The organism is Paenibacillus sediminis, assembly GCF_017873765.1.
Taxonomy (GTDB): Bacteria; Bacillota; Bacilli; order Paenibacillales; family Paenibacillaceae; genus Paenibacillus_AG; species Paenibacillus_AG sediminis.
The window spans coordinates 1-26,041 of record NZ_JAGGKP010000017.1; the positions used below are offsets into that span (position 1 = coordinate 1).

At 44.4% G+C, this 26,041-nt stretch carries 21 protein-coding genes; 13 read left to right on the plus strand and 8 right to left on the minus strand.

The genetic code is table 11. From position 1 onward, the window contains the following. Positions 1 to 20: 20 nt before the first annotated feature. Together J2Z20_RS16990 and J2Z20_RS16995 are read right to left on the minus strand one after the other, a co-directional pair. The gene (locus J2Z20_RS16990) at positions 21 to 1,652 is read right to left on the minus strand and encodes a response regulator (protein WP_209853101.1); all 1,632 of its coding nucleotides are present in this window, start codon (positions 1,650 to 1,652) and stop codon (positions 21 to 23) included. Further along, positions 1,649 to 3,442 (minus strand): cache domain-containing sensor histidine kinase, encoded by a 1,794-nt coding sequence (locus tag J2Z20_RS16995; protein WP_209853103.1) that lies wholly within the window; start codon positions 3,440 to 3,442, stop codon positions 1,649 to 1,651. The genes J2Z20_RS16990 and J2Z20_RS16995 overlap by 4 nt, the downstream gene beginning before the upstream one ends. A gap of 104 nt (positions 3,443 to 3,546) precedes the next feature. On the opposite strand from J2Z20_RS16995, the gene J2Z20_RS17000 reads away from it, so the two are divergent. From J2Z20_RS17000 to J2Z20_RS17040, 9 genes are all read left to right on the plus strand, one after another. Next, a complete protein-coding gene (locus J2Z20_RS17000; protein WP_209853105.1) occupies positions 3,547 to 4,428 on the plus strand; it encodes a carbohydrate ABC transporter permease in 882 nt (293 codons plus the stop codon). After that, positions 4,428 to 5,276, plus strand: coding sequence for a carbohydrate ABC transporter permease (locus J2Z20_RS17005; protein ID WP_209853107.1), 849 nt, complete (start codon positions 4,428 to 4,430; stop codon positions 5,274 to 5,276). The genes J2Z20_RS17000 and J2Z20_RS17005 overlap by 1 nt, the downstream gene beginning before the upstream one ends. Before the next feature lie 126 nt (positions 5,277 to 5,402). Continuing rightward, complete coding sequence (locus J2Z20_RS17010; protein ID WP_209853109.1) at positions 5,403 to 6,707, plus strand: ABC transporter substrate-binding protein; 1,305 nt, start codon at positions 5,403 to 5,405, stop codon at positions 6,705 to 6,707. Between the two features lie 122 nt (positions 6,708 to 6,829). Next, positions 6,830 to 9,277, plus strand: a complete 2,448-nt coding sequence (locus J2Z20_RS17015; RefSeq protein ID WP_209853111.1) for a glycoside hydrolase family 31 protein — start codon at positions 6,830 to 6,832, stop codon at positions 9,275 to 9,277. Between the two features lie 146 nt (positions 9,278 to 9,423). Then, on the plus strand, positions 9,424 to 12,519 hold the full coding sequence (locus J2Z20_RS17020) for a DEAD/DEAH box helicase (RefSeq protein WP_209853113.1): 3,096 nt from the start codon (positions 9,424 to 9,426) through the stop codon (positions 12,517 to 12,519). A gap of 11 nt (positions 12,520 to 12,530) precedes the next feature. Continuing rightward, on the plus strand, positions 12,531 to 13,295 hold the full coding sequence (locus J2Z20_RS17025) for a hypothetical protein (RefSeq protein WP_209853115.1): 765 nt from the start codon (positions 12,531 to 12,533) through the stop codon (positions 13,293 to 13,295). A gap of 110 nt (positions 13,296 to 13,405) precedes the next feature. Then, a complete protein-coding gene (locus J2Z20_RS17030; RefSeq protein ID WP_245252519.1) occupies positions 13,406 to 14,230 on the plus strand; it encodes a M15 family metallopeptidase in 825 nt (274 codons plus the stop codon). Positions 14,231 to 14,477: 247 nt separating this feature from the next. Continuing rightward, entirely contained in the window at positions 14,478 to 15,908 is a 1,431-nt protein-coding gene (locus J2Z20_RS17035; RefSeq protein ID WP_209853119.1) for an ABC transporter substrate-binding protein, read from the plus strand. Between the two features lie 80 nt (positions 15,909 to 15,988). Then, a complete protein-coding gene (locus J2Z20_RS17040; protein WP_209853121.1) occupies positions 15,989 to 16,411 on the plus strand; it encodes a hypothetical protein in 423 nt (140 codons plus the stop codon). Positions 16,412 to 16,461: 50 nt separating this feature from the next. On the opposite strand, the gene J2Z20_RS17045 is transcribed toward J2Z20_RS17040, so the two are convergent. Next, positions 16,462 to 18,582: an ATP-dependent helicase gene (locus J2Z20_RS17045; RefSeq protein WP_209853123.1), complete on the minus strand. Its 2,121-nt coding sequence runs from the start codon at positions 18,580 to 18,582 to the stop codon at positions 16,462 to 16,464. Between the two features lie 274 nt (positions 18,583 to 18,856). Here J2Z20_RS17045 and J2Z20_RS17050 point away from each other — a divergent pair, with 274 nt between their 5' ends. Both J2Z20_RS17050 and J2Z20_RS17055 read left to right on the plus strand, forming a co-directional pair. Beyond that, positions 18,857 to 19,597 (plus strand): V-type ATP synthase subunit I domain-containing protein, encoded by a 741-nt coding sequence (locus J2Z20_RS17050; RefSeq protein ID WP_209853125.1) that lies wholly within the window; start codon positions 18,857 to 18,859, stop codon positions 19,595 to 19,597. A gap of 57 nt (positions 19,598 to 19,654) precedes the next feature. Further along, positions 19,655 to 20,452 (plus strand): TrmB family transcriptional regulator, encoded by a 798-nt coding sequence (locus J2Z20_RS17055; protein ID WP_209853126.1) that lies wholly within the window; start codon positions 19,655 to 19,657, stop codon positions 20,450 to 20,452. A gap of 17 nt (positions 20,453 to 20,469) precedes the next feature. On the opposite strand, the gene J2Z20_RS17060 is transcribed toward J2Z20_RS17055, so the two are convergent. The 5 genes from J2Z20_RS17060 to J2Z20_RS17080 all read right to left on the minus strand — a co-directional run bounded on the left by J2Z20_RS17060 (position 20,470) and on the right by J2Z20_RS17080 (position 24,103). Then, positions 20,470 to 21,090 (minus strand): NUDIX hydrolase, encoded by a 621-nt coding sequence (locus tag J2Z20_RS17060; protein ID WP_209853128.1) that lies wholly within the window; start codon positions 21,088 to 21,090, stop codon positions 20,470 to 20,472. Positions 21,091 to 21,096: 6 nt separating this feature from the next. After that, entirely contained in the window at positions 21,097 to 22,002 is a 906-nt protein-coding gene (locus tag J2Z20_RS17065; protein ID WP_209853130.1) for a diacylglycerol/lipid kinase family protein, read from the minus strand. A 106-nt stretch (positions 22,003 to 22,108) separates the two neighbouring features. Continuing rightward, entirely contained in the window at positions 22,109 to 22,450 is a 342-nt protein-coding gene (locus tag J2Z20_RS17070) for a DUF4870 domain-containing protein (RefSeq protein WP_209853132.1), read from the minus strand. Between the two features lie 144 nt (positions 22,451 to 22,594). Next, a complete protein-coding gene (locus J2Z20_RS17075) occupies positions 22,595 to 22,879 on the minus strand; it encodes a transposase (protein ID WP_209853134.1) in 285 nt (94 codons plus the stop codon). A gap of 93 nt (positions 22,880 to 22,972) precedes the next feature. Further along, on the minus strand, positions 22,973 to 24,103 hold the full coding sequence (locus J2Z20_RS17080) for an MGDG synthase family glycosyltransferase (protein WP_209853136.1): 1,131 nt from the start codon (positions 24,101 to 24,103) through the stop codon (positions 22,973 to 22,975). 247 nt (positions 24,104 to 24,350) lie between these two features. Here J2Z20_RS17080 and J2Z20_RS17085 point away from each other — a divergent pair, with 247 nt between their 5' ends. Both J2Z20_RS17085 and coxB read left to right on the plus strand, forming a co-directional pair. After that, positions 24,351 to 24,539, plus strand: a complete 189-nt coding sequence (locus J2Z20_RS17085; protein ID WP_209853138.1) for a hypothetical protein — start codon at positions 24,351 to 24,353, stop codon at positions 24,537 to 24,539. Positions 24,540 to 25,006: 467 nt separating this feature from the next. Next, the gene (gene coxB, locus J2Z20_RS17090; RefSeq protein ID WP_209853140.1) at positions 25,007 to 26,032 is read left to right on the plus strand and encodes a cytochrome c oxidase subunit II; all 1,026 of its coding nucleotides are present in this window, start codon (positions 25,007 to 25,009) and stop codon (positions 26,030 to 26,032) included. The last annotated feature ends 9 nt before the right edge of the window (positions 26,033 to 26,041 follow it).

Here is a 26,041-nt window from a genome sequence, read left to right on the forward strand (position 1 = left end):
CGCAACAAGATATGATGGGCTTATTCTTGTGTCAGTGAATGACTTTGTTTACGGAAATCGTTCGGTGTTATACCCTCAATCTTTTTGAACACTTTGCTAAAATATTTCTCATCCTGATAGCCGACCATCTCTGCAATTTGCGAGATGCGCAGCTGAGGATTAAGGAGAAGCACCTTAGCCTTTTCAATGCGAATATTGCCTAAATAATCAGACAGCGTTACTCCGAATTGCTGCTTGAATTTGCGTGATATGTATTCGCGGCTTAAATAGAACCTGCTTGCAATGTCCTGCAAAGAAATGTCTTCATGATAGTTTCGTTCCACGTAGCGGGCAATATCAAAAATGACGTGATTTTCTTTACCATGCACATTGGTAAGCATTTTGCCGGCGGCTTGAAGCCGTTTGGTCCACTGCTCTTTCCACTTAGGGAATGAGAGAAGTCCGTCCTCACCTAGCGGTAGCCAACCTGTTAACTCTGAATGAATGATGGACTCGTGCTCCGGCTCATTCTCGAGCGGACCGTCCTCAATCCACTGTTCAAGAAGCCAGTCCCATTCCGTATTCCACTGATCCAATTGTTCAGGTGTAAGGAAGTCAAGCTGCTTCGCTTGCGCCATCCATTCATCCAGCACAGATGACATTTGATCAAGTGATCCGCTTAGAGCGGCCAGTCGGAATTTTTCTTGATAAGCTTTCAGTCTTAACGGTTTGAATTGAGCGGTTTCTGTCCGAATATCACGGTGGATATACGAATCGCCGTGCAGTAAATTTCGGTGCCAGAGTGATTGGCGTGCTTCATGATAGGAAGCGGCTGCTTTATTCGGGAACACGTGCAGTGAACCTACCCCAAAGTGCATTCTTCTATGTAAAGTTATAGTAATGCCTTCGTTGATGTTGCGCAGCGCTGTATTGAGCGCATCTTGATCATCCCAGTAGAGAATGACGATTTCGTCAAGACGTTCTAGATGGCGAAAGGCAATCCCTTTTCCTTGCTTCTTCAGAAAATCGTTGCAAATATTAATTAACGTAAAGAAGAGGAGTTCCCGATTATATTCGTATTTGCGCACAATCGCGTCATCTAGTTGATGGGTGCTCATGACTGCGACCGTAACGGACTGTGCCAGCTTTAAATAGGGGAATTCAGCCTGCAGCTGTGTCAGAACGCTATCCTTTGCGCTGTCTTCCATAATGAGCTCAGAGAGAAGCTTATCGTGGTAAAGAGGCTTCATCTGGTTCATTTCAATCGATTGCTTGAAACGTCTTTGACGCTCTTCTTCCTGACTGCGCCATGTCGTCACAGCTCTCGCTATCGCTTCATTAACAGCCTCGGCTTCAACCGGTTTAAGGATATAATCCATACCGCCATATCGAATCGTGTGCCGAACGAGTTCAAAGTTATCATAACCGCTAATGACAATGACCTTGCTGTCTGGTGCGTTCGTATGCAGCCACTTCAGGAGCTGGGCCCCGTCTTGGCCAGGCATCCGCATATCCGTCATAATAATTTGCGGCGATGACTCTATAACGATTTCAGCGGCCTTTATTCCATCTTCGGCTTCGAGCACCTCATCAATCCCGTGCTTGTCCCAATCAACCAATAGGCGGATTGCATCTCGTACATGCTTCTCGTCATCAACAATTAATGCTCTCATCTGTTGTCACTCCCCAGTAGGTTAAATTCAAGCGTAACCATTATTCCATGCGGCTTCATGTTGTTCAAAGTAAGTATTGCAGTATCGTCTGTGTAAAGCCGCAGACGCATAAGCACGTTGCGAATTCCGATCGGTTCATCTTCGTCAGCAGTTTCTTGTGTATGACCTGCCATTTGCTGCTGAAGCGCGTCTTGCAGTTTGCTAAGCTTATCCTCTGGTATACTCGATCCGTCGTTCTTGACGGTAATGCGCAGCCTATTTCCATCGCCTGTCAGCGTGCTTGTTATATTAAGATGTCCTTTGCCAAGTTGTGGATTCATACCGTGTTTGAAGTAGTTTTCAACCAGCGGCTGAAGAATCATTTTTGGAATATGTGCCTTAAGTGTATTCGGATCGATATGAATCTCTGCCTCGAACCCGTCTCCAAACCGTTCCTTTTGCAGTTCAATATAGGAGTTTATATAGTTCACTTCATCCTGTAAAGTAACGAGCGTATCATTGTTGCGCATGCTGTATCGCATCATTTTCGCGAGTGAAGACAGCAGGGAATAGATTCGAGGTACATTATGCTGCAGCGCAAGGGTACCGATCGATTGCAATGTATTGTACAGAAAATGCGGGTTAATCTGTGCTTGCAATGCTTTTAATTCATTTGTTTTATTCGCGATTTCAAGCCGATATTCTCTTAAGATCAAGTTGTTAATCGTATCCATCATCTGGCGGAATCGTCTAAACAAAACCCCGATTTCATCTTTACTGGTCACTTCAATATCTACTTCAAGATGTCCAGATTGGATTCGGTTCATATAACGAGTCAACTGCTTAATCGGCTCTGTAATGCGAATTGAGATGAATAGAGTGCCGAGGATAATTAATAACAGCGCGATGACAGTAATCGCCATATTAATTTGCGTCAGCTCTGTGGCGCGTTCAAACAGCGTATGGTTTGGGATTTGCTTCATTACTGTCCACTTGGCATACCCCATATTTATTTTCTCATAGATGTAGATTGAATTGTTCCCCTCAAAATGTCCTTTTTGCTGCCCCGTAGACAGCTTGTCCAAGGTCCATTTATCCGGGAGTCGTTTGCCGACCAGTTCTGAATCTCCGCTGTAAATAACGGTTCCTTTCTCATCGAGCAGCATAAGCTTTTCTTTATTGGCATCATAGAGCTGACCGCTGATGGTCGCGATGGAATCTAAACCAACGTCGATGGCAAGTACGCCTAGTTGCTTCGTTGTTGGAATCCGTGTAATAGAGCGGTAGAGTGTAATCACGCTTTTGTTATTATCAGCGGCCCCCTGAAAGCCATAGCCATGCATGGGATGAGTCGCTTCGATTTGTGTATCTCCGTTCTCCCAAGAGATTCCTTTGCCTATATATGCATGTGATCTCGTTTCGCGTTTGGTCACAGACCTCGTAACTAGGGTCGATTGCTCCGTATTGTTCGCGTGCAAGTACACTTGATCAATATCGGCTACCGAGCTTTGGATACTTTTGAGTGTTGTATACACCTCGGCTACAGCCCGGTAATCATCAGGGATTTTTGTTAGATTGTTTAAGAAATGAGGGTCAGAATAAACGAGAATCGAAGCTTGATTGATGCTTTTTAAATAGTTTTCTAGATTCGTTTTCCCTTGGAAAATAAGCCGTGTATTCTCTTGAATCGCTTGTTCTTTAATCGACTCCCTAGTATGTATGTAAGTGATCGTTATCGACAGCAGGAGAGGGATCGTCGTAGCGATGAGCATGAACATTATTAACTTAGAACGAATGCTTTGAAATCTCATATCAATATTTTCCCCCTATCGGTTCACGATCTTCTGTGGTTTTTATGTAAGCGATCTCACATAATAGATTTAAGATTATCAAGATAAGTAAAGGGGAGAACGGGATGAATCGCAAAAAGACTTCTCAACTGCTGCAACAGCTCGTCTTTGTGGGTCCCTCCACAGTCTTTTTTATTCTTATTATCATGATTCCTTTCCTGCTGGGTCTATCTTTCTCATTTACGAACTGGGATGGTGTAGCTGATAAAGTGGCCTGGGTAGGACTGGATAATTTCAAAAAAATTTTTATGGATGATCCGGATTTCGGAGCTGCGTTCTGGTTTACAACTAAGTTTACCGTAATTGGTGTTATATTGACTAATGTTCTTGGTTTTTTCTTAGCGTATTTCTTAACAAAGCCGCTTAAGACGCGCAATATACTGCGTACGGTGTTCTTTATTCCGAACGTCATTGGCGGGCTGCTGCTCGGTTTTATTTGGCAGTTTATTTTCGTGAAAGGCTTTGCGGCGATCGGTGAATTTACGAAGCTTCCATTCTTCAATTTACCATGGTTAGGGGATGAGAAGACAGCCTTTTGGGGAATCGTTATTGTCTTCGTATGGCAAACGGCTGGTTACTTGATGGTTATTTACATTTCATCGCTTGGCAACGTGCCTCAAGATATTTTGGAAGCTGCAGAAATTGATGGCGCTAATCGCTTGCAAATCTTAAGAAGCATCATTGTTCCGCTTATTATGCCGGCGGTAACCGTATGTCTGTTCCTTGCCATTTCGTGGTCTTTCAAAATGTTTGACCTTAACCTGTCACTGACAAAAGGCGGACCATTCGGTTCAACGGAATCGGTGGCATTCAATATTTACAAAGAAGCGTTCCAAAACAACCGCTATGGACTTGGAACAGCGAAAGCGATTATTTTCTTTGTTGTCGTAGCCGTTATTACAAGCGTCCAAGTTAAATTTACGAAAAGCAAGGAGGTTGAAGCCTAATGGAAATTACGAAAAAATACCGCGCCGGTACGCTGGTGACTGAAATCATCGTCGCTCTTGTAGGGCTGATCTTTCTTGTTCCGTTTTATTTTCTATTCGTCAACTCGGTCAAATCGTTCGGAGACATTCTTACGAATTCGGCAAGCTTCCCAGTTTCCTTCGAGTGGAGCAACTACAGTAAAGCATGGGAAGCAACGAAGTTCCCAGCAGCATTTTGGAACTCGCTCATAATTACGGTCGTGAGCAACTTGCTCCTTGCGCTCATGAGTGCGATGGCCGCTTATCGAATGGTTCGTCATAATACGCGGTTTAACGCAGTTCTATTTACCATGTTTGTCGCTGCCATGGTTATTCCGTTCCAATCGGTCATGATTCCGCTCGTGAAAGTCATGAAAGTAGTAACAGATACGCTGGGCATTACGGATAGCAGGATTGCACTCATTATTTGTTACCTTGGGTTTGGGATTCCGATGACGGTGTTTCTTTTCCATGGATTTATTAAATCGATTCCGCTTGAAATTGAAGAAGCAGCAACGGTAGATGGATCGAACAGTTACGGCGTGTTCTTCCGGATCGTATTGCCGCTTATGAAACCGATGATTGTTACCGTTATTATTCTGAATACACTGTGGATCTGGAACGACTATTTGCTGCCGTCACTCATTCTTCAAGGTGCAGATACACGAACGATTCCGCTTGCGACAAGCGCCTTTTTCGGGCAGTATACGAAGCAATGGGATTTAGCGCTTGCGGCACTTGTGCTCGGCATTTTGCCAGTCATTATTTTCTTCCTATCGATGCAGAAGTACATTATTGAAGGAATTACGCAGGGAGCTGTTAAGGGTTAAAGCGATTGTCAATCTCTTCCCCCTGTTTGGTCAATATACTACGTGCAAGGACGTTTACTCTCTCATTTATAATGGAAAAGTAAACGATTACAAAAATTGAGTAATCGAAAAAGGGAGGATCAACGCATGAAAAAGAAATATGCAAAACTTTCATTCATCATGTTACTCGCTTTATCTCTGGTGCTTTCTGCTTGCGGCAGTAAAGCGAAAGAGGAAGCTTCAACTGGGACAACGAACAGTGGAGGCACTGACAAACCCGCTGAAACAAAAACGATTCATATTTTCCAATTTAAAGTGGAAATTTCCGAAGCTCTCAATAAGATGAAAGAAGAATATGAGAAGGAACATCCAGGCATCAAATTGGATATTCAAACTGTAGGCGGCGGTTCTGACTACGGCGCTGCGCTGAAAGCGAAATTCGCTTCCGGTGAAGAACCAGACATTTTCAATATTCAAGGTTACGCTGAAATGGATACTTGGATTGATAAACTAGAGGATCTTTCCGATCAACCTTGGGTAAACGATGTTATTGATGTTGCGAAAGAGCCAATGACGAAAGACGGCAAGTTGTATGGTCAACCGATGAACCTTGAAGGTTACGGCTTCGTATACAACAAAGACTTGTTCGCAAAAGCGGGCATCACTAAACTGCCAACTACGCTTTCTGAACTTACAGCTGCAGCTCAAAAATTGCAAGATGCGGGCATCACTCCATTTGCGAACGGATACCAAGAGTTCTGGATTCTCGGCATTCATAATTTGAACATTGCATTTGCGCAACAACCTGATCCGAACGCATTTATTAAAGGCCTAAATGATGGAACAGCGAAAATTTCCGATAACCCAGTATTTAAAGATTGGGCGAATCTGCTAGATTTAACTTTGAAATACGGCAACAAAAACCCGCTCACAACGGACTACAACACAGAAGTAACGATGTTTGCGAACGGTCAAGCTGCAATGACGCAACAAGGCAACTGGATTCAAGGACAAATTGATGGCATTAATAAAAACCTGAATGTAGGTATTCTGCCAATGCCAATCAATGACAATCCTGATCAAGACAGACTGGCTGTAGGCGTGCCTAACAACTGGGTAGTTAACAAGAACTCACCAGTAAAAGCTGAAGCTAAAGAATTCTTGAACTGGCTTGTAACGTCTGAAACAGGCAAAAAATACATTGCTAAAGAATTCAAATTCATTCCTGCATTCAAGAGCATTACAGCAACTGCTGATGACATCGGTCCTCTAGGCGCTGAAGTTGTGAAATACAGCCAAGCAGGCAAAACACTTAGCTGGAACTGGGCTAAATACCCTGACGGCGCTACAAATGAATTCGGTAACATCATGCAATCCTATGTTGCAGGTAAATCCGATAAACAAAAAATGTTCGAAGATTTTGAGAAAACTTGGAACAATTTGAAGAAATAATTTACAAGTAAGGGAAAATCGTAAAATATGTGATGAGAGGCTGCCTCTACTTAGAGTAGCAGCCTCTTCATTTATCTCCTAATCATCAATTCATTTAATTGAAAAGAGAGGTCTACAGACAAATGGAAGATACGAGTCAAGCCATACATCCCGATCATAGTGGTCCGGTTATCGTACAGGAAGCGTGGTTAACAAGCGGCAAATTTGTAAAGCTTGAGCAAGATGAATCTCTCTATATCTGCCGAGCAGAGCATGCCAATTTTGCAATTGTGTTTTTGTCAGATGATTGCTTTCGCATTCAGCTATTTAAAGGGGACAAGCCTGACTTGTCTACAACCACAGCTATTGTAAAAGAGGGGTATCGGCCTACTAAGGTCCAAATGGAAGAGAATGCTGAAGAAATCATTTTCCGAACAGCTTCTATAATTCTTCGGATGGATAAAGATTCGTTTACATGGACTGTTCTGAATCATTCCGGACAAGTTGTAGCTCGTCAGTCGTTAATTAGCTGGAACCCTCGCAGTGCGACTACAGCTGTGTATGATATGCCTGCGGAATCGCATTTCTACGGACTCGGAGAGAAGGCAAGCTTTCTAGATAAACGGGGAGAACATTATACGAACTGGAATACAGACGTGTACGCACCTCATCTACCTGAAATTGAAGCACTTTATCAGTCGGTACCGTTTCTTATCCATATGCACAGCGGACTTAGCTACGGTATTTTTGTTGATAATCCAGGGCGTACCGATTTCGATATGCGTTCTCATCAAATTGCATATACGATTGGCAGTGCTACAGGAAATTACGACTTGTACTTTATCTATGGTCCGGATATGAAAGAAGTGGTCGCTCGTTATACAACAATTACAGGCAAAATCTCTCTGCCGCCTAAATGGGCCATCGGTTATCATCAATCTCGTTATAGCTATGAGACTCAAGAGGAAGTGCTTCAGCTCGCACGGACATTCCGTGAGAAGCAAATTCCAGTCGATGTCATCTATTTAGATATTCATTATATGGATGAGTATCGCGTGTTTACGTTCGATCCTGTTCGCTTCCCTGATCCTAAAGGAATGATAAAAGAACTGCAAGAAATGGGAATTCGGATTGTTCCAATCGTCGATCCAGGCGTGAAGAAGGACCCGAAATATAAGCAATATATAGAGGGTGTGCAAAACGGATATTTCAGCAAGAAGCTTGAAGGTGAAATCTTCTTCGGCGATGTATGGCCAGGCGCCAGTGCCTTCCCTGACTTTACTGATGACCAGACAGCAGAGTGGTGGGGAGAACAGCATCGTTTCTATACTGATCTTGGTATTCGCGGAATATGGAATGACATGAATGAACCAGCGGTTTTTAATGAATCAAAGACGATGGATCTCGATGTTGTACACCGGAATAATGGTAAGCCTAAGACGCATGAGGAGCTCCACAATTTGTATGGTATGCTCATGTCTAAAGCTACCTTTGAAGGAATGCGCAAGCTTAGTAATGATGAGCGTCCATTCGTTCTGACGAGAGCTGGATATTCTGGTATTCAGCGGTATGCGGCTGTATGGACTGGAGATAACCGCAGCTTCTGGGAGCACATGGCGATGGCTATGCCGATGGTGTTAAATATGGGGTTGTCTGGAATCGCCTTTGCTGGACCGGATATTGGCGGTTTTGCGCACCATACTTCGGATCAATTGCTTGTCCGCTGGACGCAAATGGGTGTGTTTTTCCCTTATACTCGTAATCACTCTGCAATTGGAACTATGCGACAAGAACCTTGGTCTTTCGGTGAAGACGCGGAAAAGATTATTCGCAAGTATATTGGTTTACGCTACCGCTGGATGCCTCATATGTATAATTTGTTCCATGAAACGTCTAAGATAGGCTTGCCAGTTATGCGTCCGCTGCTCCTTGAGTATCAGGATGATCCTAACGTCACGAACTTAAGCGATCAATTTTTGCTGGGCAGCAATGTGCTGATTGCTCCTATATACCGTCCGGATACCGATCACCGAGCTGTATATTTACCTGCAGGGCAGTGGATCGATTATTGGACAGGAGAGCAGCATGAGGGAGGGCGCCATATTCTGGCTCATGCTCCGCTCGATACGCTGCCTATTTATGTGAAATCTGGCTCGTTTATTACGGAAGGTCCGCTGAAGCAATATGCGGACGAGCAGCTTGCAGATCTTATTACGTTCCATCTGTATGGTGCTAGTAGTGATCGATCTTTCTCGGCTGATTATACACTGTATGAAGATGATGGTGTGACGTTTGCTTTTGAGCGTGGTCAATTTTCTGAATTAGCTGTAAAGGCTCTTGGTAACGAAGAAGGATTAACTATTTCTTACTCTTATCACAAAAAGGGCTACCAAGCGAATCGAGGCAGCTTGCAATTCGCGCTTCATAACACGGAATTCGAAGTTTCCTCAATTGTCGGATTAGACCGATTGACCCAAGAAGATTTGGACAACGGTAAACTCGGATGGACTTTGGATGAGGCCAAAGGTATTGTTCTCATTCAAGTGGCTGAGCCATCTGAAGGCGGAGAAATTACGATCCGTAAAGCATAATTCTATAAGTCATTTCTTTCATAAATCATCGCTCAATTTATATCGGGCGATGATTTTATTTACATCATTATAGATTATTGTTTTTAAATCTGTTCGTTTTCGTATAAGATGTTATTAAAATATGGAAAAGGATACGGGAGACAACGATGAATCAACCGCTGTATGGAATATGGCTCGGAGATGTGTTTTTTTGTTTTTCCGGTGAAGTGTCGGAGCCTAAAGTGGATACTTGGACGGGTGTGCTGAGAAAGCTGCAGCTAGCAGACGGCACCCGTCCTTTTAGTCGTGCTGTACTGCGTCTAGCTGAGCTTCGCTGGCCATATTCGGCAGTTCTTAGAACATCAAGAAGAGGAGAACGGAGAACATTGATGGGGCGCATGCTGGAAGGGCTTGCGATGACAGCCGAGGATGCATTCGCTATGCTGCTTCACTTAGATCAAAATGTCTATTCTAAGCATCATATTGAGCTTTCCCCTGAAATGTTGTACTGGCATCAGTCTGCTCGGTTTGCCCAAGAGCTGCTTCTGCGCGGTCAAATTACGCCGCATTTTGCACCAGTCCACCAGTCAGGTTCAAGGCGCCGCAGCAATGAATCGGTTATCAGAGGAGTATGGAGACCGCTTCTGACGGAGCGAAGAGATGCTGAACGATTTCTAGAGCTCGCTGAATCAATGCCGGCTATCGGTCTCGCCGGATCGATAGCCTTTGGTCTCGATGAACGGATGCCTATTGAGACGGCTCAGCGGACCGTTTTGTATTCTTTGCTGTCTTCTTTCGTTGACTCCGAAGTTAGACGAGGACTGAAGGGGCTTGGCTATAAGCTTGACCCTTACAAGGCTAACTATCGCAGAGGTTCTTCTCCTCTTGAGGAATTATGGTGGAATAGTGCGCTTAGCTCGGTTCATACCATTCCTGTCCAAGGGAATACAACAGAAATCGAGCGGCTGACGAAAGCGGTCACGGCTGCAAGCAGAGCGGTTATGCCGAATCCTGCTCATGATGAGGTGCGTAAAGGCGGCGGATTTCGGTTATGTATTCGGCTTGAGCCTCCTCAGGAGGAAGGCGAGTTATGGTATCTCTCATTTTGGGCTGAAGCTGCGGATGATCCATCTCTCCTGCTGCCAGCAGGCTTCATATGGGATCATGAGGAGCCGGATTTAGAAGTGAGAGGCAAGACATATGTAAATATTCACGAAGATTTGCTCTTTCGTCTAGCTAAAGCTGCTGAAGTTTCGAAGGAAGTCGCTGAAGTGCTTCTTACCAGTCGTCCGGAAGGCATAAGTTTGCGCCCAGAGGAACTGTTTCATTTTCTGAAACATTCTGCTGCGCCGCTGCGCGGGCTTGGTGTAAATGTGCAGATGCCGACTAGACTAAGCAAAGAAGGACGCCGCCGCGCAGGTGTTAGAATTAAAGTGAAGTCGTGGTCTGAACAGGGGCAAGCAGCTCCAATGTTAGGTATCGAACAGCTTGTTTCTTTTGAACTGCAGGCAGTGCTTGGTGAAGAGACAATAACAGTTGACGAATTAACGGAACTGGCGGCGGCAAATGTTCCATTCGTTCCATTTCGAGGTTCATGGATTGAAGTTGATATGAAAGAGATTAAGTCCATACTGCGTTATCTGAAGAAGCATGAACAAGGTGAAATGACTGTACGTGAACTGTTGCACCTTGCTGCTTCGGATACGGATGAAGAGATCAAGTGGAGCGGCCTTCAGGTGTTAGATATACAATCAGAGACTGAAGGGCTGCTGTCCGCTTTGATAGAAGGAGATACGCTGCGTAAAATTCCGCCTAAGCCCGTTCCTTCTGGACTTCACGGCACACTTCGTCCTTACCAAGAGCGGGGGTTTCAGTGGTTAGCGGCCATGCGGGATTTAGGATTTGGTGCTTGTCTTGCGGATGATATGGGTCTCGGTAAGACGATCCAAGTTATCACTTGTTTGCTGGATCAGCAAAATTCAGGACCGGCTCTCATTGTGTGTCCTACCTCGTTACTCGGCAACTGGCAGCGTGAAATTGAAAAGTTCGCGCCAAGTTTAAAATTGCATATTCACCACGGCACGGACCGTTTGCACGGTGAACTTTTCGTGCAGGAAGCAATGGATCATAATGTCGTTCTGACAACGTATCATTTGGCCGGCAGAGACGGAGAAGATTTGCGATCTGTCTCGTGGAAGGCAGTCATTCTCGATGAAGCGCAATATATTAAAAATTACCGGACAAAGCAAGCCCAAAGCGTGATGAAGCTTAGAGCACCTCACCGTATTGCGATGACGGGAACGCCTGTAGAGAATCGGCTCAGCGAATTATGGTCGATCTTTCAATTTCTTAATCCCGGATACTTAGGAACAGCGAGTCACTTCCGCCAGATGTACGGGGCTGGGACTGTTTCCAAGGAATCATCAGACAGACTGAAGCAGCTCCGTCAATTGGTCAGACCCTTTATGCTGCGCAGGCTGAAGAGTGACCCGGATATTCGTAAAGATTTACCGGATAAAATTGAGCTTAAATCGTATTGCCTATTAAGCGCGGAGCAGACTCGTCTATATCAATCGGTTGTAGAAGAAATGATGGGCAGAATTGATGAGAGCACAGGAATTGCCCGTAAGGGACTTGTACTGTCTTCCTTAACGAAGCTGAAGCAAATTTGCGATCATCCGCTGCTTGTTAAGAATGCGCCGTTTACTGCAAATTCCGCTGAACGATCGGGCAAGATGATGCAGCTCCTTGAACTATTGGATATGATTGCAGACAACGGGGAAGCAGCGTTAATTTTCACACAGTATGTGCAGATGGGAGAGCTGCTTGTGGCTCAGCTCGCGCAAAAATACGGACAAAGTCCGTTCTTTCTTCACGGCAAAGTAAGCAAGAGTGAACGGGATGCTATGGTGCACGATTATCAGCAAGGGGAAGGACTGCCGTTCTTTATTCTTTCATTGAAAGCAGGGGGCGTAGGGCTGAATTTGACGCGCGCTAACCACGTCATACACTATGATCGTTGGTGGAATCCTGCAGTAGAGAATCAAGCGACGGACCGCGCTTTCCGGATTGGTCAGAATAAAAATGTTCAGGTCCATAAGCTGATCTGCCAAGGCACTCTCGAAGAGCGAATCGATGAATTAATCGAAAGTAAAAAGGCAATGTCCGAGCAGGTTGTCAGCTCAGGTGAACAGTGGCTTACGGAAATGTCAAATGAGGAGCTAAGGGGGCTCATTGCCCTGCAGGCAAGGGATTTGAGCTAGGAGGTTAAAGTATGGAGTCGTTAGCAATGACTAGAAAAGTCACCGAGCTCGAAATTGAAGATGGTACAGTTCGCGGGACCGTGGAGTCAACATCTTGGGATGCGCAAAAAACGATAAACCATGTTACGGCGTGTACTCAGCTGACTGAAGCGGGTATACAGCGCTTTGTTCACCGCATCGTCCGGACTCCGCTTGAACTCGCGCAGCTGCTGCAAGATGAATATCCTAAGAAGCGGCAAGAAGAGTTAAGCGACTTGATACCGACACCCGGCGATTATGCTTTGGAGGCACGATATACGTGTGATTGCGATGAGGATTGGTGTGCTCATATAGAGGCTGTTCTGCAAGAAGTTATGCGTAAGAGCGCAGACGATATTGATTTCCTATTGGCATTGTACGGATTGACCAAGCAGGATGTGCTCACAGAAGTGCTTAGTGGTTGGAGAAAGCTTCCGAGTAAGCGGCGGCATGAGCAAGATGAAGATATACTCTCAAGCGCTGAGCAGTCTCAAGATTCCTCAAGCTTTAATTCGGATTTGCCGTCTGTTCAAGAGTGGCTCGCCGAAGCTGCATCACAAGGGCGTTTCCATACCCCAGGACCTTTGTTTCATGATGTTCAAATCAATACTGAATCAAGGAGTGAGCTCTTATCAGATGACCTTGGAGTCATTGAGGTGATCGGGGACAATCTTGAAGAACTCCTTCCTGGAGTACCGAAAATTAAACAAGGATATAAGTTGATCATTGAGCAAGTCAGGGGACAAGCAAAGCCTTAAAAACGACTAAATTCGACAGAAAATCGTAATTTCCAACCGCCAACGCATGGTGCTTCTGTCCTTATCTGGGGTATAATGGAGTATACATGTTAGCAGAGGAGAGCGAAATGATGTTTTATCGAAAAGGAAACAGACGTAAAGTCACATATGGTTTATGTGCGATTTTGCTCATTTCTGCAGTTCTTCTTGCAGGATGTGAGAAGAGCGGATCGGCAGAACAATCAGGTAAACAGCTTCAATCTTCGGCACCTCAGACTCAAAATGGACAAGCAGCTGACCCTGTCATGCTGAAGCGGAGCGAGAACGCCCTTCAAGTCACCGTTAAAGAAGTTGACGGACAAGCAGTTGTTACAAACGCAGAGGCGATGACGGTTGTCGTGAACAAGCAACGCAGCTTACCTGAAGGATACGAACCTAATGATCTTGTAGAGCCTAATGTTCCATTTTCTTTCGATGGGCCGCATGAGAAGCGCCATTTACGCAAAGAAGCGGCACAGGCGTTAGAGGATCTGTTCGCAGGCGCGAAGAAAGACGGTATTGAATTAAGAGCGGTATCTGGATATCGTTCCTATAAACGTCAAGTTGCTATATATAACAACAATGTAGCAACGAAAGGCGAAGAATATGCTGCTCAAGTAAGCGCTAAGCCAGGAACGAGCGAGCATCAGACAGGACTCGCAATCGACGTATCCAGTCCAAGTGTAGGAAATGCGATTGAAGAAATATTCGGAGAATCCAAAGAGGGTAAGTGGTTGGCTGAACATGCCCCGGAATACGGCTTTATTATTCGCTATCCTAAAGGCAAGGAAGATAGTACAGGCTATGTGTATGAGCCTTGGCATATCCGTTATGTTGGCAAGGATTTAGCTCCTGATATTGCCAAAAGCGGACTTACGCTCGAGCAATACTTCGATGAAGCGAACATTAAGCTATAGTCTCGAATTAAATACGTTAGAGAAGACTGCTGATTTTCAGCAGTCTTTTTTTGTGTTTGAGTAACTTAACTTTTTGAATGGAACATCGTGTAACTTCGTACGTAAAACGTGTTAGTAATCATGTGAGGGGGTGTGTGATTGCGTTAAATTTTCTACAAAATCATAACTTTTTAACTACTAGATTGGTTTAGATAATGTTGCACAAACAGTTTAATTTTGTAAAAAAATACATAAGGGAGGGTCAAAAGTGAAGAAGACATGGACAAGAATGGTTGTGGCAATAATTTTACTTACTTTAATATTAACGGCATGCAGTATCGGAAATGGAGGAAGTAAGTCGTTAGGGGAAAATGAGAAAGCAACACTGAAAGTGATGTACTGGGATGAACAGCAATTTTATTCGGATTACGGCAATTATTTTACGATGAAATATCCAAATGTAGAGATCGAAGTCATTTCAACACAGTCAATGTATGAGAATGCTGGCGGTTTTACGACTCAGGAAGAGTATGAAGATGCGGCTAAGAAGTTCGTTGACGAGAAGAAGCCGGATGTCGTTATATTGTCGATTGATCAATATGAGGAGTTTGCTCAGGATGGCCGGCTGTACGACTTAGAAACATTAGTGAAGCAGAAAGAATTCGGTCAAGAACAAGTACTGCCGTTTATTATGGATATGCTTAGGGAGAAAGGAGGAGGTAAACTGTATGGTTTAACAGATAGCTTCTCCAGCAATGCGATTTTCTACAATGTTGACTTGTTTAAAAAGTACGGTGTAGAGCTTCCTCGCAACCAAATGACATGGAAAGAAGTATTGGATTTAGCTAAGAGATTCCCCACGGCTGGAAGTAAAGAAGACCGTGTGTATGGATATTACTCAGACAACTATCAAAGCCCCTTGAATTCACTTGTTACGTCGATTGGGAATACGAACAATTTACGGATCATAGATCCCGAAGGGAAGCAGTTTCAGTTTAGCTCAGAATCATGGAAAATGGCTTTTCGCACCGCTGTAGAAGCGATCAAGTCGGGGGCAGTATACAATCAAGATCAGAATCAGACTGGGCAAGGCAATACATTTACCGAGCAGGATGCCTTTGTAGTTGGGAAGGCAGCGATGACGATTAAAGGCTCTTGGTACATGAATCAACTGGAATACGTGAGGATGTCAAATCAGAACAAGCCATTTGAATGGGCAGTAGTGACAGTACCTGTCAATCCGTCCGAACCGGATGTGAGTCCGGAGGTGAATATATTCAATATTATGGCGATTGATTCACATACATCGAACCTGAAGGCGGCCTTGGAATTTATGAAGTTTATTAGCAGTGATCAAATGGCCAAAATCAAATCACGTACCTATAGCGGCCAGTTGTCAATTCGCAAAGAATATATTAAAGACAAAGATGGGCACGATTTAGAACCTTTCTACATGTTAAAGCCAAGGGCGTCGAGTAATGGAATCTACTCTAATGTACCAGGTATGTTTTTCTCACAGTTTAATACTCTCTTAACGACGGAGGGTGATAAGGTTATAAAAGGAGAGCAGTCAATTGACGAGGCGCTGACAAGAATACAAGAACAAGGCCAAGCGGAGCTGCTTAAGGCCAAAGAGCAGGAGGAAGCGGCCAAGAAAGAAGCGAAGGAGAAAGAGAGTAAGGAAACGGTGACGCCTTAAAAATGAATAGACTTTAGCCGTGACGATTGGGTGTGTGTATCCATATCCTATGACAAATCAGTCATTTGGAGGTACCCGCCATGCTTGGATGTCCCAAAATTCAAAATATGACGTTGCATCAAAGGCTCACTCAGCTTGTAGGAAAATCAATTGAAATTAATGCCGCAGGGCTGGCTCTTGAGCCTGGGATACTGCAAGAAGTATGTCCAAAGACGTTCATACGCGTACAAGGTGAATTATTTGTTCCGAGAAGTTTAAACTTTATGAAAGTGTTTCGGATCCGAAAGAGCACTAAATTTACTCGAATAGGGGTAAGAACTACGTTTAAATCCGGCAATTTATTTTTCGATATTCCGCTTGTTCAAATCGGCAAAGATTTCATAGAATTACAAGGGAAAGGAAGTTTCCCGGAACGATTTCTTATGCCAATCAATAAGGTCGCGGGTTTCTTTGAAATAGTGAATAGCCCAAGCGGTAACAGAAAGCGCACATCAGCCAAATAAATCACCCCCTAGACTCGAATGTCAGGGGGTGATTTATTGAAGGTTGCTTTTTATCTTTTGGAAGCAGCCACTGCTTCTTTCGGGGCATTCTTAACGCCAAATGCTTCGAGCAAGAAGCGGGATACAGCTGCATTCTTGCCATGATGGTATGCAGGAGACGTAATAAATAATGACGATTTCGCTCTTGTTACAGCGACATAAGCAAGTCTGCGTTCTTCTTCCAGCGCCGCTTGCAGAAGTTCACCATCCTTGGCGCTTGGCTTACTCGCTTTACGGTCTTCCTGTGCTTCTTCTGCGAGAGCAGAGCTGTGCGGAAGAATTCCTTCCGAAGCGCCAATTAGATAGACACACGGGAACTCCAGACCCTTCGCGCGATGAATGGTCATGAGATGAACCGCGTTCGCCTGCTCGAGCTTTTGCAATGATTCCATTTGTTTATGTCTTGTGGATAATTCATCGGCAAATTCTACAAATTGCTGAACGGTATCAAAGCGGCGCGCTGCGGTCTCGAGCTCGTCCAGCGTCTCTAGGACACCCTCCTTATACTGCGTAGGGACGCCTTGATTCTCTGCTTCGATATATTTATCATAGAAAGCTCTGCGCACCTCCTGAACAGCATATACCGGCTTCATCGTCTTCAGCTTCTTAATCAATTTGATTCGTTCTTTGACCTGATCCTGCTGGAAACTGCGAAGCTGGGGCCATCCCGTCAAATGAATGAGCGGATATTTCTTCGCTTGCTTTTTCTCCTCAGCCAGTATATAAGCCATCCCAGCTTCCTTAGACACATACAGCGGACCTAGCGCGCTCTGCAGCGCCCCAAAATTACGCGGGTCTATGGACAGTCGTAAATGATCTATAATCGGCCTTACAAGTGAATGATCATAGAACACTGGCGAAGCACCGTACTGAATGCAAGGTATACCTTGCATAATCAGCTGCTCGAATACAGCCCGGCTGCTGCTCGCTGTTCGGTGCAATATAGCAATGTCACGGTAAGTTAGTTTCCCTTGTTGGACTTGCTCGGTAAGATGTGACACAACCCATTCGGCCTCTTCTTCTGCATCAGCAGGTCTGCCAAACTGCGGCGCTGAACCTTGATCACCTGCAGACAGCAATCTCTTCTCGCGGCGCTCCACATTATGACAGACAATTTCAGAGCCAAGTCCAAGAATGCGACTGTCGCTTCGATAATTAATACCTAACGTAATGACAGCAGCATCGGGATACACTTTATCAAAATTTAAAATGGATTCGTGCCGCGCCCCGTTGAATGAGTAGATTGTCTGGTCATCGTCACCAACGACCATTAAATTGCCATGCTTCTCTGTAATGAGACGAATAATCTCGTATTGTACTTCATTCGTATCTTGAAATTCATCAACCATTACATATTGAAATTTGTTCTGAAGCGGTACAAGCACTTCCGGATCATTCAAGAGCTGCCTCGCTCTTAGGAGGATGTCATCAAAGTCCATTTTATGATTGTTAGCTTTCCACGCTTCATATTTCATCAGAACGGATTTGAAATTGATCTCATCCGCTGTGGAGGCAGGCATATCTTCCAGTTGTCTGCCGCTTATTTTCCAGCTGGTGAGGGCAGAGAGCAGCGTCTCAGGTGCAAAAGGTTCACGCATCCCCATTTGCCGCTGCAAAATATTTAATACGGTATGCTGCGCTCTTTGTTCGCCGAATACATCGTCTTTAACTCCATAGTGTCTAAGGAGCGCTAGGCTGAAAGAGTGAAATGTTCTTGCCTGCACTGATCTTGCTTGAGAAGCCGTAATACCTGGCAGTTTACTAATGCGTTCCTTCATTTCTGCCGCTGCTTTATTCGTAAATGTGATGAGCAGAATGCTGCTGGGATGAACACGCCGCAGTGAGATCAGATAGCCTGTGCGAGCTGCTAGAACGGTTGTTTTACCGCATCCTGCCCCAGCTAAAGTTAAGAGTGGGCCTTCTCCGTAACGTACCGCTTCAATCTGCGGCTCATTCAGTCTAATTCCTTTTTGCTCTAGTGCCCGAAAATAAGGTGCATCCTCCATGTCATCAGTGACTAATACATTGCTAGTCTCTCTTGGGGCGTTACTGGCTTGCGGTACAGCGCGATGTTCTGAAACTCCCCAAGGCCGTGGATAGTAGGAAACCGGGTTCTTTTTGTTGTTATCCATGCAAAATCCCTTCATGTTGTGAACTTAATATTGTTAACTATTTTCACAGATCATCATAAATTTGGTATGATAAAAACACTTTAAGAGACATATTCTCTTAAAAGGTATACAAACAAGTCCTACCATTATACCTCATTTGCAGAATGAGACTCTATCGTAAGCAATAACTAATTGTTGTATAAAACTATGAAGAGGTTTAATGAGCGTAAAGGGCATCGTTTGTTGTGACAACAAATAAATGTTGACATTGGTAAACATGGAAGGAGAGCGTGTCATGAATATTTTACAACGGATTAAAGACGGCGCGAACCGTGCGACAGAGCGAGCTCAAAATGTAGTGGAAATCGGGAAGATTAACTCGCAAATTTCGAATATTGAGCGTGAGATGGATGTTCATTTTACGCGAATAGGTGAAGTGTTCTATGAAGGATATCGGGCAGAAGATATGTCCTTCGCAGAGAAGGAAATGATGGAGCTTGCCAAAACGTGTGATTCTCTTTATGAAGAGATTGAACAACTGCGTGAGAGAATTGCTGAGCTGAAAAATGAACGCCTATGTAAATGCGGCGAAATTGCTCCACTTGCAGCTAATTTCTGTCCAAATTGCGGACGTAAGCTCGTTCAAGTTTCGAATGAATCAAATCTAGAAACGGAACAAGACGATGACAAGACTGTTCCTGTATATCTGCCGAAGGTAGAAGAGAAGAAAGCAGAGGTAACTAGAGTTACGGAAGCTGATACGATCGTATTTAAACAGTTCGTTAAGGCACCTGAGCCTGCGTCTGAGCGGAGTTCAGAGGAGACTCGCCGCTTGTCAGAAGATCTCGAACGGGAACGTGAGCGGCAACAGGAACTGGATCGACGTATCCGCTCATGGCGGCAACATTTAGAGAGCACGAACGAGCAATCAGCTTCAGTCGATACCGATCAAGTAACGGTGAAGTGTCAAATATGCAGCGCGGATTTATCGAAAGGTTCCAAGTGGTGTCCGCATTGCGGCGCGGAACAAATATAATAGTTAGAAGCGAGAGGGAGCTGTTTCGAACTGGCAGCATGGGAGGACATACAAACAATGGATGAATTACTACATCATCTGCGGAATCTAGGATTCACAGAAATGGAAGCGAAAGTGATGGTAGAGCTGGCGAAGCAGGGTGCGCTATCCGGATATGAGGTCGCCAAAAGAATAGGCGTCTCGCGTTCCAACGTATATGCTACGCTGCAGCGACTATCTTCACAGGGCTTCTTGCGATGCAGCCCGGGTGATCCGGTGCGTTACAGCGTTCTTCAGCCTGATGAGTTGACGCGCATGATTGCGGGGCATATGCAGGAGTCGCTACGCTATGTGGAAGAAGCGATGCCGCAGCCTGGGCCTAGCGAGTTGCCTTTTTACAATATTGAAGGTGACAAAAATGTACTTGAAACGTTAGTACGTGCGCTGGATAGAGCGAAGCGGGAAATCGTCGTCTCGGTATGGCGAGAAGAAGCCTCCATGCTGCGGGAAGATTTAGAGAGAGCCGAAGAGCGTGGAGTTAAAGTGCTATGGTCTTGTGACGGGGGAGACAATTATTTGCGTCATTTTATACCATGGCAGCATGACACGTTGAAGGAAGACACGCCAGCTGGGCGCAGATTTTCCTTCGTCGTAGATCGTCAGTGGTGTATGCTCGGCATGAGGGGTGACAACATATCTGCTCAAGCGGTTGTCACCGAGCATCCTGTAATGGCGGAGCTGCTGCTGCAGCATTTCACGCAAGAAATGGTGCTGTTCGAACTCGAACAAGACATAGGCACGGATTTATTTGAACGTTATGGCGCTAATTACGAAAAATTAGTTCGCAAGTATGTGTCTCATGGCGATGAGCACTAGCACGCCTATGTATTCATTTATAAATTACGCAAAGCTTTAAATACGTCCGTATAATAAGGAATGCCGTGCGGGACGAATTGGTCTCGGGTTATTCTTTGGGAAGCGATAAGAGCCCCGTCAGCGGATATTCCGTCAGCAGAGATCGACGATACTTTACCCATGAACAGATGGAGTATCTTTTCTAGATCCGCTTCATAAAGTCCGGCTACTTCATCGATTTGAAGGACATAGTCTGCAATAGGCTGAGCGGCTAATAATCCGAATACCGAGCTGAACTCCCGGTCTATAAAGGGTACCGAGTTAGCGGTGCCTTCTGTTTCGCTTCTAACCGTCATGATGGGAACAAGCGATTCGTATGGAACGAGCAAGCCTAGCTCTTCGTGAAGCTCACGAACAGCGTCACGTACCGTTTCTCCGGCAGCGAGGTGGCCTGCGGCTGTAATATCATAATGGTCTGGGAAAGTATCTTTCATCGTCTGTCTTTTTTGGAACAGAACGTTACGGCCTGAAGGGGTATCTCTCACAATCCAACAATGAAAAGTATGGTGCCAATATCCGTTAGCATGAACCTCATCACGAGGTGCAGTGCCGAGATATTGGTGCCTTTTGTTATATATTTCGAATAATTCTTGTCCCATCTCGGGTCAGTCCTCCTTAGGGCAAAGCACGAATAAAGCCCCTTCATCGACCGAAGCGGTTAGCGGCGTCGTCGTTACAAGCTCACCATCTCCAATTCCGAGAAATGGTCTCTCGCTTTGCACAGTAACGGTCCGTCCGCGAAGCATAGTAACGAATGGCAAGTTTACATGCTGTCCGCTGAGGACAGTTGGAAACATTCTGAACAGCTGCAAGCGTGTGCAACGATGAACTATACATATATCCAGGATGCCGTCATTTGACTGTGCCTGCGGGCAGATTCGCATTCCGCCGCCGTAAGATGGAATATTAGAAACAGCAGTCATCCAAGTATCATCGTACTCTTTAGTTTCTCCATCAATCGAGAGTGTTACTTTTGCGGGCTTAAATGTCACAAGCAATTCCAGTAAGCCAATAATGTATGCGACCGAGCCAATGCGCAGCATATTGCAAAATTTCTTATACCATCTATTGTTCACGGTATGTGCAATTTCGGCATCGAACCCGATCGCAAGAGCGGTGACTGTCGGATCACCTGATGTGGAGATTAGGTCAATTTGCCGAGCTGTGCCATTTAGCATTACATCCAGTGAATCGGCTGGTTTAAACGGGATATGAAAAGCGCGGGCCGTATCGTTCCCGGATCCTGCCGGGATCACGGCAAGCGGAATCGTCTGTCCGCGAAGAGCGGGCAGCACACTATGAATGGTGCCGTCTCCTCCAATAACAGCAACAGCACGCCACTCTTCTGGCAGTGACAGCATTTCAGTGACTAATGCCTGTGCCTGATCTGGGCTTTCAGTATAAATGAGCTTGTAAGGAATTCGGCGATGCTTCAGCATCGTCTCGATTTGCTTCCAAGTGCGGTAGCCGCCTCCATTTGCCGATTTTTTATTTACAACAAACAAATACATGCATTCTCCTCCAAGTCCATGAAAAGCCCAATCTATAATTCATTGTAAGAAGATACGGCTTAAAAGGGAACCCTAAATGTGAGAAGAAACTACTTTTTTCTGCAAATTACTTCATACTTCGCATTTGGTGCTCAGCGAAATCGCCAATAATCGGCAGCTTAAACCATTTACCTTGAACAGCTTGAATCATGAGTAATGCCCACAGAACAATACTAAGAAGCGATAGAAGTGTGCTCAGCATCGCGCCGAACAGGGGGACAAAGCCGCAAAGTATTTGGGCTATGGCGATGCTGCCGAAGACGAAGATAGACTGAAGTGCGTGGAAGAGGACGAAGCGGCTGCGCTTTTCTACAGCGAGAAATAGAATACCGCCGATAAAAGTAAATAGATAGCAGAGCAAGCCTGCAATATTATCGTCAAGTCCAGTGGAAGATTTAAAGGGAGACACCATATCTCACATCCTTCGAGTTAAGTGATTATACCCTAGCATATGACAAGTCCCTCTCGTACATGAACACAAAAAACACTCCGTCAAACTTGCTACGCAATTAACGCGTAAGCTTGATCGGAGTGCTGATAATAGATAGAGATGCTATCGATCTCCCTTAACAAGGTGCCGGCGAGGATGATCGATTTTCGGTTTTGGTTTATCTTCATCTTTCTTGGCAACAAGCCGCTCATCCGTAAGGCCTTCATGATGATTGTCAAACATAAATTCGGTCAGCTGCCATTCCGTTACGCCAAGCGGAGGATCGGCCGGGAAGTGCTGACCGCGGTGCAAATGTTCTTCCTGACCCCATTCATTCGTGTATATACCGTCAACTTCGACTTCTTCCCGCGAAAGGGGAAGCATCTCGTCTTTCTTCTTCTCACTCATTGCCTGCGGTACCTCCTTAAGTTATGACAGTAAGAGGGAGTTCTGTTACCTCTCGTATAACTTACCCCAAAATACATATGAATAACCGTTAATTTACCGAATGGACACAGACTCCCGTGCTAAGTACCAATGGTTAATCATATCTTCTACAATCCGCTCAGCCGCGTGAGGCTTCACAAGCTGCTGCATATGAGAATTTATATTATGAAGATGGTTATTATTGTTAAGTACCTGCATTACTTGTGAAGTTAGTTCTCTTGGTTCATGAGAAATGAACGCAACACCTTTCTTTTGCAAGAATAGGGCGTTATTGAGCTCTTGCCCGGGGACAGGGCGATATAGAAATAAGGGGAGACCGCAGGCCATGCTTTCTGATAAAGTAATTCCTCCCGGCTTCGTTACGATGCAGTCGCTAGCTTGCATAAGGTGTGATATCTGATCGACATAGCCGTGGATCTGAATATTCGGATGTGTGCCGAATAGATGATTTAACTCATTATAAAGCTCCTTGTTTCGGCCGCATACAACATTGAGTTCAAACGGAGTATGGGTAAGCAGATGATCGCAAATTTTCCGAATGCCTTGAACGACTCCAAAAGCACCGCCCATAAGCAGTACGTTTTTTTTGCCAGTTCTCCGAAATCGATTGACGCTAAATGGAATGGAATTAAATTGTGTACGAATAGGGATGCCGCTTGCGATGACGCGGTTCGAAGGAATTCCTTTCTGAATGATTTGTTGTCTCAATTCTTCTGTAGCTACATAGTAACGGTCAATATCAGGGTGAATCCATCTGCCGTGCAGGTCAAAATCGGTTACTACATTTACGATAGGGATTTCGATTCCCGTTTGTCTCCGTATTTTTGGCATGACGAGCTGCGGAAATGTGTGAACGATTAAATTCGGTTGATATGTGGATATATATCGTTTTAGTTTACGTATTCCTAAAGAATGGATCAGAATTGATAATGGAGAAGTTGGGTGCATCTCTTTGGTCGTGTTATATACCCATCCATACACGTGAGGTATAGAGGTAAAGCTCTGCATATAGACGTATTTCGTTAATTCATTAATAATCGGGTGGGCTTCAGCCATTAAATCGAGAAGCAGAACATCATGAATTCCTACTTGGTGCAAGCATGCTTCAATCGCCTTAGATGCTTGATAATGCCCATCACCGTAGCTTGCATATAAAATCAAGACTTTAGGAGATACGCTGTCCATTTCAATTTCCCTCCTGTCATCATATTATAATATCCCCAACATCTTCCGATAAATGTTATGAGAATAAATAAAAATACTTTTGTTTTTTATTCGGAAAGCTGAAACAGTTGTGGAAATATGATACAATAGAAGGATAGTAGGGGCGAAAGGACAATAGACGAAGCCAGCCTCATCATACCTGCATATCTTTTCGGCGTTTTCTCGAAAACGAGGTTTTTCAACACTAGCGTTTTGGGAGGGAATTTTCATGGCAACGAAGGGACACAACGAAGTCAAGGAAAGTCTAAGGGAAATGACACGAATTTTCCGACCTAAGGATCCAAAGAAGTTTGTGAAAGAATATGTCCGGAAGTACCATATCATGGGAGGGTATGAGGAAGAGCTAACACTTTTAGTTGAAGATGAACTGCATAAAATGAATTCAACTGTGTCTTGATTTCACTTCAAAATAGAAACAACAAAATAGAAACAAACAAATATTAATATTACAGCTTAGTCACCATAAAAGAAACCAGCCGTTTTCTTTGCGGATATTCGCTTTGAAGGCGGTTTTTTCTTTATATTATGGGAATTTTCGGTTCATTTGAGCTAATGTCGTAATCTACAGAATTCGACCGGAATTTACATGCCCAAATGGCGAAAAAAGGCAGCAATGATAGATAGTTTGATAGCGCTATCCTTATATTGTAAGCGTTTGCAAAATGAGTGACGACGCGCATTTTCACATATTTTGAACAATTTGTGAACTAGCCGCTAAAGATTGACAAAACAATATATGGCAACTTATATTTAATGAGTAATTGTTTTATTTTGACAGGATTGCATCATTGTGTTTGGCTTGGGCAGTTTGTTTCCTAAATATTGGGTTATGGACTGCGAAAATGTGTAAAGTGGGGTAGATTAATGATGAAACGGTGGCAGGCTTTTAAGCGACTTCTTCCCTTGATGGCAAGTATCGCACTACTTCTGTCCGCATGTGGCCGTGAGGATTTGTCCGCTTTGAGACCTCAAGGACCTGTGGCACAGGGATCGTATGATTTGATGAAACTAGCCATATCCATTATGATTTGCGTACTTCTCGTCGTGTTTGGTATTGCAACATATGTGTGGATTAAGTTCCGTAGAAAAAAAGGACAAACAGAACCTCCTGAACAAGTTGAAGGAAACTTTAAACTTGAAGTCATTTGGACGGTTATTCCATTGATTCTAGTATTTATTCTAGCCGTTCCTACGATTCAAAAAGTGTTCGCCATGGGCGAGGATTACACGAAAGACAAAAATGCTGTCCATGTTAAAGTTACATCTCATCAATTTTGGTGGGAGTTTGAATATCCTGATTATGGCGTGAAAACAGCTCAGGATTTAATCATTCCTACGAATAAACGAATTTCATTCCAGCTTAAAACAGCTGACGTGCTCCACTCTTTCTGGGTACCTTCCCTATCCGGTAAAATTGATACGAACCCAGACGGAACGATTAACAAATGGTCATTTACTGCGCCGAAAGAAGGCGTTTACTTAGGAAAATGTGCTGAACTGTGCGGTCAGTCCCATGCTTTGATGGAATTTAAAGTGAAGGCTGTCAGCCCAGAATCGTTTGATCGTTGGGTAGCTGCGATGAAAGAGCCGGCAAAACTTCCTGAAGATCCTCAAATCGCTGAAACTTTCAAAAACCAATGCTTAACTTGTCACGCTGTTGGCGATCAAGGCGGTCCTGCTGCTCCTAACTTAACAGGTATCGGTGGACGCGAGACGGTTGCCAGCATTTTGATTAATGATGAAAGTCATCCTGTTAAGGAAAACCTTAAGAAATGGATTTCTGATCCACAAAAAGTTAAACCAGGTAACTTGATGCCGAAGGTTGACCTTACAGCAGAACAAATCGATGGTATCGCGGATTACTTAGCTAACTACAAGTTGAACTACTAATATTCAGCT

Excerpts from the sequence above, each read along its gene's own strand:
- J2Z20_RS16990 (WP_209853101.1), bottom strand. The coding sequence starts at position 1,652 with ATGAGAGCATTAATTGTTGATGACGAGAAGCATGTACGAGATGCAATC.
- J2Z20_RS16995 (WP_209853103.1), bottom strand. The coding sequence starts at position 3,442 with ATGAGATTTCAAAGCATTCGTTCTAAGTTAATAATGTTCATGCTCATC.
- J2Z20_RS17000 (WP_209853105.1), top strand. The coding sequence starts at position 3,547 with ATGAATCGCAAAAAGACTTCTCAACTGCTGCAACAGCTCGTCTTTGTG.
- J2Z20_RS17005 (WP_209853107.1), top strand. The coding sequence starts at position 4,428 with ATGGAAATTACGAAAAAATACCGCGCCGGTACGCTGGTGACTGAAATC.
- J2Z20_RS17010 (WP_209853109.1), top strand. The coding sequence starts at position 5,403 with ATGAAAAAGAAATATGCAAAACTTTCATTCATCATGTTACTCGCTTTA.
- J2Z20_RS17015 (WP_209853111.1), top strand. The coding sequence starts at position 6,830 with ATGGAAGATACGAGTCAAGCCATACATCCCGATCATAGTGGTCCGGTT.
- J2Z20_RS17020 (WP_209853113.1), top strand. The coding sequence starts at position 9,424 with ATGAATCAACCGCTGTATGGAATATGGCTCGGAGATGTGTTTTTTTGT.
- J2Z20_RS17025 (WP_209853115.1), top strand. The coding sequence starts at position 12,531 with ATGGAGTCGTTAGCAATGACTAGAAAAGTCACCGAGCTCGAAATTGAA.
- J2Z20_RS17030 (WP_245252519.1), top strand. The coding sequence starts at position 13,406 with ATGTTTTATCGAAAAGGAAACAGACGTAAAGTCACATATGGTTTATGT.
- J2Z20_RS17040 (WP_209853121.1), top strand. The coding sequence starts at position 15,989 with ATGCTTGGATGTCCCAAAATTCAAAATATGACGTTGCATCAAAGGCTC.
- J2Z20_RS17045 (WP_209853123.1), bottom strand. The coding sequence starts at position 18,582 with ATGGATAACAACAAAAAGAACCCGGTTTCCTACTATCCACGGCCTTGG.
- J2Z20_RS17050 (WP_209853125.1), top strand. The coding sequence starts at position 18,857 with ATGAATATTTTACAACGGATTAAAGACGGCGCGAACCGTGCGACAGAG.
- J2Z20_RS17055 (WP_209853126.1), top strand. The coding sequence starts at position 19,655 with ATGGATGAATTACTACATCATCTGCGGAATCTAGGATTCACAGAAATG.
- J2Z20_RS17060 (WP_209853128.1), bottom strand. The coding sequence starts at position 21,090 with ATGGGACAAGAATTATTCGAAATATATAACAAAAGGCACCAATATCTC.
- J2Z20_RS17065 (WP_209853130.1), bottom strand. The coding sequence starts at position 22,002 with ATGTATTTGTTTGTTGTAAATAAAAAATCGGCAAATGGAGGCGGCTAC.
- J2Z20_RS17075 (WP_209853134.1), bottom strand. The coding sequence starts at position 22,879 with ATGAGTGAGAAGAAGAAAGACGAGATGCTTCCCCTTTCGCGGGAAGAA.
- J2Z20_RS17080 (WP_209853136.1), bottom strand. The coding sequence starts at position 24,103 with ATGGACAGCGTATCTCCTAAAGTCTTGATTTTATATGCAAGCTACGGT.
- J2Z20_RS17085 (WP_209853138.1), top strand. The coding sequence starts at position 24,351 with ATGGCAACGAAGGGACACAACGAAGTCAAGGAAAGTCTAAGGGAAATG.
- coxB (WP_209853140.1), top strand. The coding sequence starts at position 25,007 with ATGATGAAACGGTGGCAGGCTTTTAAGCGACTTCTTCCCTTGATGGCA.